Origin of the sequence: Streptococcus sp. A25, assembly GCF_043674095.1 — a bacterium.
Lineage (GTDB): Bacteria > Bacillota > Bacilli > Lactobacillales > Streptococcaceae > Streptococcus > Streptococcus suis_V.
On sequence record NZ_JBIMJO010000031.1, the window covers coordinates 1 to 9,472 of the forward strand.

Genomic DNA, 9,472 nt, shown 5'->3' on the forward strand with positions numbered 1-9,472 from the left:
CTTTCAGACAAATGTGGTAGTTTATCTGAGCCTAACATAGATGGCTTTTTCTGTCTAGCTTAATTTTACAAATTGGGATATATAAAACAATCTGAGAAAATTTGGGGAGTTTCTTTACCTGAATCATATAAAGATTTTGTAAAAAAATATAGTGGTTTAATTCCAAATAATCGAATATTTAGTGTTAATGGTCGTGAACGCTTAGTAGAGAGGTTTTTAGGATTAGTTGAGAATGCTAAAGATAATCCGTTAGGAATGTACGATATTGATGTGGTAATGACTCAAATTGAGGAAAGATTATATTCAGACCCTGATTCAATGCATATTGAACTACTCCCTATTGCAGCACTTTTTGGAGGAGATTTCTTGTGTTTGAGTTTTGTAGAACAGACTTCAGTTCCTAAAGTATATATTTGGTATGCTGACACTTCATTTGAATGGGAACCTTCTGTAGAATTAGTTACAGATAATTTTGAGTCATTTATTGATAGTTTACATAAGTGATAATTTCTTCAAGTGCTTTTACTGTTCAATAGGCATAAAGTTGCCAACTATTTTCCCGACAATACTCGGCTCATCCTCTGCAGGAACAAATTTATCTGACTAGGAATCATTAATGGAAACGAGGCGATATCCGTCTTTTTCAAGATAAACTTTCTTAATGTATAATTTATCATTCCAGCAAATGGCGTAAACTGCTCCGTCGTAGTCAAAACCTCCTTCACGGATTAGGGCAACTTCCCCATCTTGGTAGACTGGTTCCATGGAATGCCCATCAATCCATTCACCACAATAGTGTTCTGTGCAGAATGTGGTTCGGTCTTTGGTCGAAAGAACTGGACCATCAGTCGAGGTAAACGTAAAGTATGGCAGTTATAGAGTCAAAGGACAGATTGGATGTCAGAATAACCATATTGATGAAGAAACGCTAGAGAAAGCCGTAGTAATGGCAGTAGAACTATTGAGTGAGAACGTTGAATTGATGCATGGAAGTGGAATAAGATTCTGGAAGAAAATCGTCCACTAGAAAAATTTTATAGTACAATGTTAGCTGCAAAGATGAACATACCTTTATGGGAATTCAATTCGTATGAGATGTGTCTGGTATTGGACAGTATTACAATATCAGAAGATGGGCAGATAACTGTCAGATTTTTAGAGGGAACATAGGTAGATTTGTAAGAAACTGTGACTGAAGGGTTGCAGTTTTTTGTGTTATAATTAGAAAAACAGATTTATAATACGGTGTCAAGTTATGGAATATATTTTGAGTAGCATGTATGATGAATTCATTTTAGATGATATTAGTAATAAAATTGGAATTTTTCCTATTGCAAATTCTGATGATTTAGCTGAACATCTGATTAGTTATGTAAGGAGACATTACAATGTATATAATAGTTATGTTAATCCGAAGATTTCTAATTTTTACAGAAAGCATAAGAAGTTTACACGCTTTATCTTAATTTCTATATCAGTATTCTGTTCTCCTAAGAATATTAATGAAATGTTGAGTGATTATGCTTTCAATGAACGATTAAAATGGGAACTTGAACACATAATTCCTCAAAATCAATACTATAATAAATTTAATTCTGAAAATACCAAACTAAAAAATCGAATTGGGAATATTGCTCTACTGACAAAAGAGACCAACAGTCAAATAAAAAACGGATCATTTTCAAAGAAATGTGAGGCAATTAAAGTGTGTGAAAAAGAATTGCTAGTTAATAAAGCTTTTAATCAGCCGAAGATAAATTTTTCAAAATCCGATATCTGCAAAAGAGAGAAAGAAATAAATACACACATATTCGAAATATTTTTTAAAGATGAAGGTAAACTATTAAAAACGAAATTGAAAGAACACTGCAACGGAATTCCGCAAATGAAATGGATTTGTTTCGTTTCATAGTATTATTCCAAAGTAAACTTCATCTTTTCGTTCTATCAGTATAGGGGTTTGCTATCACATCACGTTTAAGTATTTGGTTTGTTGGTGAAAGCCTAGAAACCTTTGATAGTCGGGAATAGCAAAAGCTTTGGTTTAAAGGCTTGAGTCGTATAGGGGTGAAGTATAGGAGAAAGAGCTAAACTTGAATGTCTATGTATATAGCATGCAGAGCCCACCCATGAAGAACGAGCAAAAATTGCAGCACTTTTCCATAAACAGGATGAAAAACCAATTGAAGAAGTAGATTATGTGGCTGCTTTTCAACATCAACAAAAGGAGTCAGAATCTAAAGATGTACAAACGTTCGCATCAACTGTTAAACAAAGTCAGCCGAAGAAGGTAAATATCACAAGTGACTATAAACAACACTTGGCTGATACCATTGCACAAAACAACAAGGATATTTCCGCCTGTCAGAAGCAAATTGAAGAACTTCATCAATTGATTGATGAAAAGAAAATCCAAAATAAAAAGTTGCAGGCTATTTCAGTAGCCATTGATGATTTATAAGTCAGGTAGTCCTATGCGGGCTACCTTTTTACAATTGAAGGAGGGGATAATGAAATTTTTTCAAAAGAAAAACCAGAACCAGGATCAATTTAAACGACTGATTCATCGACTATCAGAGATGTCAGAAAGTGAACTAACCAAAGTAGAACAACTCCTAGATGTGGTTTTTGATACAAATTTTAAGCCTGATAGGAACGTTGGATTATCTCAAAGCGTTATAACCGATGAGGAACAAAGTCTTGATAAGTCGATCCAAGAAGCTAAAAATAAACTTAACATGGAACAATTCGAAAAAAACATTGAGAGATTTAGACAAGGTAGGCGAGAGAGCAATAATAACAAATAACAGACCAATTATTTTGGCCTGTTTTTTGAAATATGTGTCATCGTTGAATCGTAACAATATAGCCTAACTAGATTATTGTCTCGTGAAGGTTCAACATTGAACATAAAATAATGGTCCTGATAATCTTTAGCGTTTTCTTTGTTCAATTTGAAATAGGATTTTTGAGATTTGGCCATGGCAAGCATAATATCATCTGTTAAAAATGTTAGTGGTGTATCTAGAGCAGAATAGCGATAGAAATCCGCTTCAAATTTTCGGTAACTGTCACTAAAATAGTCCATCTGGAGTTGGTTCTTATTAAAATCAAGCTGATTCATACTCTACCTCCAAGTCTATTGTAAGAATTTCAGAGATTTGGATACTGATGTAGCCTTCTTTTGTTTCAAATGAAATCGATTGAAAAGTTAAGTTCTTTACTTTCCCTACATAAGTCCTACCAGGAACTGTCAGAATACCAGTTAATTGGTGGCTATATAGTTGATTGAGCAGCAGTAGTTTATCTGAAATTGATAACTCAGAAGTATAGTCAACTTTATTAAGCTCACTATCAAGTCCTGCCGTATGTTCTGATAAGAAAAATCCCATCCACTTGGCCATCTTTCGGTCTTGATATTCTCTAGCAACCTTAAATGGCAGATAACTTCTATCAATCATTTTAATCCCTCCAATCCTCCAGCGGAATGTCCGCCGACTAATCTACTGCGAGCAATTGCCCTTGAATTTTCTAATAAAGAACTAGCTTTCTGTACAGCAAGAAATCCAAATCGATAACGAATGGAATCAATGGTTGTCTCCAGTTTTTCCTCTTTTTCGCTTTCTTCAAAATTATCAAAAAGTGAAATCACAGCAAAGTTTTCATCCACCAATCCATCGTACCTTACAGCAATGCTTCTAACTGCCCCTCCATCGTATTTAGAACGAAAGAGAGAAACAACTTCATCTTGAAAAACAAGCGTACGATTATTGGGGTTAATTTTTCTTTGAACATTGATTGATTTCTTGTTTTCGAAGTTTGAATAGTCTACACTTATGGCAACTACGGTTGCTTTTTTGTGCCTTCTGCGTAGCCGAATCGCAACTTGCTCTGCTAGTTCACGTAGGACAAGCTCTATATCGCTTTGACGTGTATAGTCTTTGTGAAGTACTTGTGAATTGCCAATCCCAACCTCTTTCGGTCGATAGGGTTCATGGACATTACTTTCATCAATACCATTAGCATGAAACCAATGTTGCACGCCAATTACACCAAATTCTTTTTTCAAGATAGTAGGATCACAGTTGGCCAATTCTTTGATGCTGTAGATTCCCAATTTGTTTAGTCGTTTTTCTGTTCGTGAACCAATTCCCCAAAAGTCAGTCATTTTCGGAATGTTCCAGACCTTCGTTTCAACATCTTCATAGGACCAATTGGCACGCATGGTAGCAGTGGTTTTAGCTTCATTATCAAGTGCTAATTTGGCAAGAAGTGGATTAGCATTACTCATACCAACAGTTGAATAGACACCTGTTTTTTCCCAAATATCGTGTTGAATTTTTGCTGAAACCACATCTAACTTATCTTTGCGACTTAGAGATTTGTCTTCAACAAAATAATTTAGCGATGAAGTTAAGTCTATAAATCCCTCATCAATAGAATAGGGCAGAATATCTGTTGGATCTGCATAATTTTGAAATACTTTTTGTATTTCAAGATTTTTTTGAATGTACAAGTCCATTCTAGGTGGCACAATAAATGTACGCTTGGCCCAATTTTCTATGAAGGAAACAAACTTTGTATCCGTTGGCAATCCTGAGATTTTAGCACGGTAGTAGTTAAATTTTCTTGTCTGAACATCAAAGGGGAGGTCGTAGGCTCTACCGACATTTCCTTTACCAAATACTTTTTTGAACATTGGAGAAGAGGCTAAAATTAAACCAGAAGAGTTGTCAGCCCTACTCATGACACAAAGTGAAGTATGGAGCGGGTGAAGTCCTCTCTCTACACATTCGATGGATGCGTAGAAGGATTTCATATCAGCAAAAGCAATATCGCTACGTGGTTCTTTTGAATAGTCGATATAGCCCATACTATTCACCTTGTTTTTAGTTTTGCTAGTTCATCGACCAATTCTGTCAGATGGTCTGTTACGTCGTATTCTTCTTTTTCAAGAGATAAGATAATGCGGTCTTCCTTGAGGTAGATCATTTCTTTAACAAACTTTGACATCTCTAACCTCCAATCACCGGCATGAAGTGCCCTACAACCTTGCCAACAATTCTGATTTCATCTTCAAAGGGGATAAATTTCTCGGCAACATCTGGATTGATAGAAACCATTCTAAAGCCGTCTTCTTCACGATAGAGTTTCTTGATGTAGAGAGATCCATTCCAGTTTAATGCATAGACAGCCCCATCATAATCAAATCCAGTTGCTTGAATCAACGCAACCTCTCCGTCTTTGTAAACAGGTTCCATTGAGTTACCAGAAATCCAAGTCGCTATATCAAACCCTGAATATTCATCTTCCGAATAGACAGTCTCAGTTTCAAATTCATCGTATAGACCTTCACCAGGACCAGCAGATAGTTGGATCTCAGATAGGACTTCCACAGCAAATAGCGGAATAATTTTATTGTTAGTCCCTTGTTCTTGAAGTAATTCTTCAGCATACTTATCTACTTTTTCCTGGTTCTGTAAAGAAAGCTGAAGATAAGTATTGACTATTTTATATTCTGACTCAAAATATGTTTCAGGAACATCTAATAGGATAGCCAGTTGTTTGAGATTGCTTTGATTTGGTTTAGTCTTTTCATTTTCCCAATTGAAATAAGAAGAGCGGTTTATATCAAGTTTATCTGCTAGTTCAGATTGAGAATAGCCAAGTGTTATTCGTCTTTCTTTTAATCGTTTACCAGAAAACATATTACCTCCTAAAAACTACTGTTGTTTTATAAACTAACAAAATTATATCATAAAAGATTTAAGATGCAAGAGGAAAGTAATATAAAACGGATCCTAAATTAGCAATTTTAAAATAATAGCACGATTTATGTGATATAATTTCAATAAATAACTATTTAAACTAATGTGCGAGATTAAGGTAGGTAATATGATAGCAAGAATTATAATACAAAACTTCAAACGTTATCAGAAAGTTGATTTTACTTGTAATTCTGAAGTTAATATTTTTGTTGGGGAGAACGGTTCTGGGAAATCAACTCTATTATATGGAATTGGTTTAGTGCTGAGCGGTAGTCACAGTCAAATAGAAAGAAGTAGTTTGTCTAGTATCATTAACCAAGAATCGATTATAGAATTTATGGGTACAAGGGATATCAATCAGCTCCCTGAGGTCTTCGTTGAAATATATTTTGATGAATCAAGTGCTGAAATTTCCTCTAACTTCAATATCGAAGGGAAGCATAACTCTCAAAAAATCAAAGCTTTTGGACTTTCATTAAAAATAACACCTAATCAAGATTACATAGCTGAAATTACTTCTGTATTAAATAATAGTAATTGGACAGTCTTTCCATTTGAGTTCTATACAGTTGAATTTTTGACATTTTCAGGGAAACCCTACTCCTCTTACAATAAACCGTATAAGTTACTACATTCAATGATAAATACAAGTCTTATTGATACACAGCAAGAAATACAAAAACGTATTCATGAGGTATATTTAGATAATATATCAGCTGAAAATAGAGCAAAAGTTAATCATAAATATAGAATAAATTCACTTAATTTTTTAAATGCTTTAAGAAAGGACGAATTGTTGAAGGAGAATGCTTCAGAATTTCAACTTCATTTTGATGAATCAGAAAATTCATTTAGAAATTCAGTATCAGCTGTAAAAAATGGTGTAGATATAAAAAATTTAGGGCAGGGTGAAAAAGTATTATTAGGAGTTGAAAATGCATACAGTCATCTCAAGGAAATGGTTAGAATACTGCTTATTGAGGAACCTGAAAATCATTTGAGCTACCAAAACCTACAGAAATTGGTTAAAATGTTAAGTTCAAATACAGGTGTTCAAGTTTTTATTGGGACTCATTCAAATATGATTGCTTCAAGATTAGGTGTGGATAATCTTCTTTTTTTAGATAATGGTCAGATATCTAAACTTGAAAGTTTGAAAAAAGATACGATAAGATTCTTCAAAAAATCTACCAATCAAAATTTATTGAACTTTTCTCTAGGTAAGAAGATAGTTCTTGTTGAGGGGAATGCGGAATATATTTTAGTAGAAAAGTTTTTTGAAATACTCCATTCTAAAAAGCCTGAAGAATTTAATGTATCAATTATTTCAGTAGATGGATTAAGTTTTGAAAGGTATTTAGAAATTGCAACCAATTTTACTGATAAAAATGTAGCAGTTATCACAGATAATGATGGTGATTATGCAAGGAATGTACAGTCAAAGTATAGTCCTTATCAACAATTCCAAAATATAAAAATTTCTTCTGATTTAGATAATGAGAATCGAACATTTGAAATATGCATTTATAATTGTAACTCAGATTTACTAGATTCTTCAGGATTAACCAAATCTAATGATTTATTAGGATATATGCTTAGGGAGAAGGCTGAATTTGCATTGAGATTACTAGAACACTTGGAAACTGATAGTATAAGCGAAAAATTTATGATACCCAATTATATTAAAGAGGCGATTGAATGGATAATAAAAGATTGATTCATGCCGTTGCTGGAAGTGGCAAAACAACAAAAATAATTGAAAGTATTGACCCTCAAAAAAGAAATCTTATCATAACATACACCGAAACGAATCAGAATACAATTAGAGCAAAACTGATTGACAAATTGGGCTACATTCCTGAGTCTACTTTTATTTTTGGTGTCTTTGAGTTTCTATATAGTTTTTGCTTAGTGCCATATTTAGGGAAACGACCAAAAGGAATAAACTTTGAATATGAAACTCAAGGACAGTTTGATAATAATTCTATTGATGCTGCGGGTAGAGTTATTCAGAATCAACTTTCTAAGTCTTTAATCAGGGGGACGTTAATTTATAATAGGAGTAAAATCCCATTTGATAATTCATATTTAGAAAGAATTGATAAATTTTTTGATTGTATTTATGTAGATGAGTGTCAGGATTTTGAGTCAGATGATTTTGATTGGCTTTTAAGCCTAAGTAAACTTAGTGCAGACGTTCTATTACTTGGAGATTTTTATCAAAAAACTTTTAAAACTTCAAGGAGAGGGAATAAGGGGAAAGGTATTCATTCTAGTTTTGAGAATTGGTTAAAAGTTATTTCTGATTCAGGATTTAAAATTGATTTGTCAAGTTTGTCAAAAAGTTATCGTTGTCCAAAGATAGTTTGTGACTTCATTGTTGAAAGCTTAGATATTGAAATTTCATCGCAGAAAAAAGAAAATCAAACTACAAAAATTTTGTTCATAGATTCACAGGATAAAATAGAATCAATCATGACAGATGACAGTATTATGAAACTTTTTTATCAAAAATCCTATGATTATAATTGTAAAAGCCAGAACTGGGGTGACAGTAAAGGCTCTGAATATGAAAATGTTTGTGTAGTGTTAAATCCAACAACATATAAATTATTCTTAGCCAATCGTTTGAATGAACTCCCTTCACAAACCAAAAGTAAATTTTATGTTGCGTGTACTCGTACGAGAAGAAGCTTATATTTTGTAAAGCAATCTGATATAGAAAATTATCGAAAAAGGAGATAACATGAAAATAGTTAAAGATATATTTATTAAAAGACCAATGATGTGGCAGTATTATCTATCACTTTTTTTAGAGATTCCTATTGTTTTTTGGTTTATTAGAAATATTCCTCAAAATTTATTTGAATGGGTTACCATGGTAGGTTATATAATTATTTCTCTTATATACTATAGAGTAAATCGTGACGATTTGAAATACTATTTTGTTTCTGTAACGGAGCAGTCGAGTAAGGAATATAATCCTAAATTTGGGGGATATTTTTTTAGTTCGATATTTATTTGCATTAAATTTATTTCTATGGGAGTTTTTTTACAGGTTTTGTTACAAAGTTTATTTAGAGAGATAATTATACCAGGTACAGGTATTACAATTTATAGTCTCCCACTATTTGTAGCAATGTGTTTTATTTTATCTAAAATTTTATTTTATTTATCGCAGTTACCGCCTGTGTATCTTCTTAGTTGTATTGCTATTCCCTTATTTATATTTTCTTTAATCGGAATAGAAAAAGCCTTACTCAGTTGGACTTTTATATCAATAATACTATCAAGTTTAGTACCTCAATTTTTAAATGAGGATATAAAAATATTACAAAAAAAGAATTTTTTAAAAATTATGAATAATACAGCTGACAATGAGAATAAAGAAAAAATTACAAGATTAAAATATCAGGTTTTATTATTTATACCATTCTTCTATCTTGCACTCATTATTTCAGAAGTTTTAATATACAATGATGAATTTAATTTCTTATACAATTATTTATACGATAGGCATGAAAATATTCTAAATGTCTCATATTTGTCAGATTTAAATATGATTGCTACGATTGTTAAAGTATTGGTAGTATCATTTATCTTGATTGTATTCATTGAGTTTAAAGATACCCAATTTGTAAAATTAAGCTAGACAGAAAAAGCCATCTATGTTAGGCTCAGATAAACTACCACATTTGTCTGAA

General features: G+C 32.6%; 11 protein-coding genes and 3 pseudogenes. 8 read left to right on the forward strand and 6 right to left on the reverse strand.

Features of this window, described 5'->3' with window-relative positions:
• Nucleotides 1-72: 72 nt before the first annotated feature.
• Nucleotides 73-504 (forward strand): SMI1/KNR4 family protein, encoded by a 432-nt coding sequence (locus tag ACHBID_RS10830; protein ID WP_394732343.1) that lies wholly within the window; start codon nt 73-75, stop codon nt 502-504.
• 18 nt (nt 505-522) lie between these two features.
• Here ACHBID_RS10830 and ACHBID_RS10835 read toward each other — a convergent pair.
• A pseudogene (locus tag ACHBID_RS10835) lies at nt 523-783 on the reverse strand (S24 family peptidase); the annotation flags it as partial.
• On the opposite strand from ACHBID_RS10835, the pseudogene ACHBID_RS10840 reads away from it, so the two are divergent.
• The 4 genes and pseudogenes from ACHBID_RS10840 to ACHBID_RS10855 all read left to right on the forward strand — a co-directional run.
• Nucleotides 778-1,170: pseudogene (locus tag ACHBID_RS10840) on the forward strand (zinc ribbon domain-containing protein); the annotation flags it as partial. The pseudogenes ACHBID_RS10835 and ACHBID_RS10840 overlap by 6 nt on opposite strands.
• Before the next feature lie 85 nt (nt 1,171-1,255).
• A complete protein-coding gene (locus tag ACHBID_RS10845; protein ID WP_394732342.1) occupies nt 1,256-1,912 on the forward strand; it encodes a DUF1524 domain-containing protein in 657 nt (218 codons plus the stop codon).
• 213 nt (nt 1,913-2,125) lie between these two features.
• Nucleotides 2,126-2,461: pseudogene (locus ACHBID_RS10850) on the forward strand (DUF5945 family protein); the annotation flags it as partial.
• 49 nt (nt 2,462-2,510) lie between these two features.
• Nucleotides 2,511-2,807, forward strand: a complete 297-nt coding sequence (locus ACHBID_RS10855) for a hypothetical protein (RefSeq protein WP_394732341.1) — start codon at nt 2,511-2,513, stop codon at nt 2,805-2,807.
• 8 nt (nt 2,808-2,815) lie between these two features.
• On the opposite strand, the gene ACHBID_RS10860 is transcribed toward ACHBID_RS10855, so the two are convergent.
• From ACHBID_RS10860 to ACHBID_RS10880, 5 genes are read right to left on the reverse strand one after another with little or no spacing between them, the layout of a single operon-like run.
• Nucleotides 2,816-3,124: a DUF5960 family protein gene (locus ACHBID_RS10860; RefSeq protein ID WP_012775536.1), complete on the reverse strand. Its 309-nt coding sequence runs from the start codon at nt 3,122-3,124 to the stop codon at nt 2,816-2,818.
• Entirely contained in the window at nt 3,111-3,461 is a 351-nt protein-coding gene (locus ACHBID_RS10865) for a hypothetical protein (RefSeq protein WP_394732340.1), read from the reverse strand. The genes ACHBID_RS10860 and ACHBID_RS10865 overlap by 14 nt, the downstream gene beginning before the upstream one ends.
• Complete coding sequence (locus tag ACHBID_RS10870; RefSeq protein WP_394732339.1) at nt 3,458-4,873, reverse strand: Y-family DNA polymerase; 1,416 nt, start codon at nt 4,871-4,873, stop codon at nt 3,458-3,460. Before ACHBID_RS10870 ends, ACHBID_RS10865 begins: the two co-directional genes overlap by 4 nt.
• A 5-nt stretch (nt 4,874-4,878) precedes the next feature.
• A complete protein-coding gene (locus ACHBID_RS10875) occupies nt 4,879-5,013 on the reverse strand; it encodes a hypothetical protein (RefSeq protein WP_096811956.1) in 135 nt (44 codons plus the stop codon).
• Between the two features lie 2 nt (nt 5,014-5,015).
• Nucleotides 5,016-5,708 carry an XRE family transcriptional regulator gene (locus ACHBID_RS10880; protein ID WP_394732338.1) on the reverse strand — a complete coding sequence of 231 codons (693 nt, stop codon included), beginning with the start codon at nt 5,706-5,708 and terminating at the stop codon, nt 5,016-5,018.
• 187 nt (nt 5,709-5,895) lie between these two features.
• Between ACHBID_RS10880 and ACHBID_RS10885 the strand changes: the two genes are divergently transcribed.
• From ACHBID_RS10885 to ACHBID_RS10895, 3 genes are read left to right on the forward strand one after another with little or no spacing between them, the layout of a single operon-like run.
• The gene (locus tag ACHBID_RS10885; protein ID WP_394732337.1) at nt 5,896-7,485 is read left to right on the forward strand and encodes an ATP-dependent endonuclease; all 1,590 of its coding nucleotides are present in this window, start codon (nt 5,896-5,898) and stop codon (nt 7,483-7,485) included.
• A complete protein-coding gene (locus ACHBID_RS10890; RefSeq protein WP_394732336.1) occupies nt 7,467-8,513 on the forward strand; it encodes an RNA helicase in 1,047 nt (348 codons plus the stop codon). The genes ACHBID_RS10885 and ACHBID_RS10890 overlap by 19 nt, the downstream gene beginning before the upstream one ends.
• Before the next feature lies 1 nt (nt 8,514).
• Entirely contained in the window at nt 8,515-9,420 is a 906-nt protein-coding gene (locus ACHBID_RS10895; protein ID WP_394732335.1) for a hypothetical protein, read from the forward strand.
• Nucleotides 9,421-9,472: the final 52 nt, after the last annotated feature.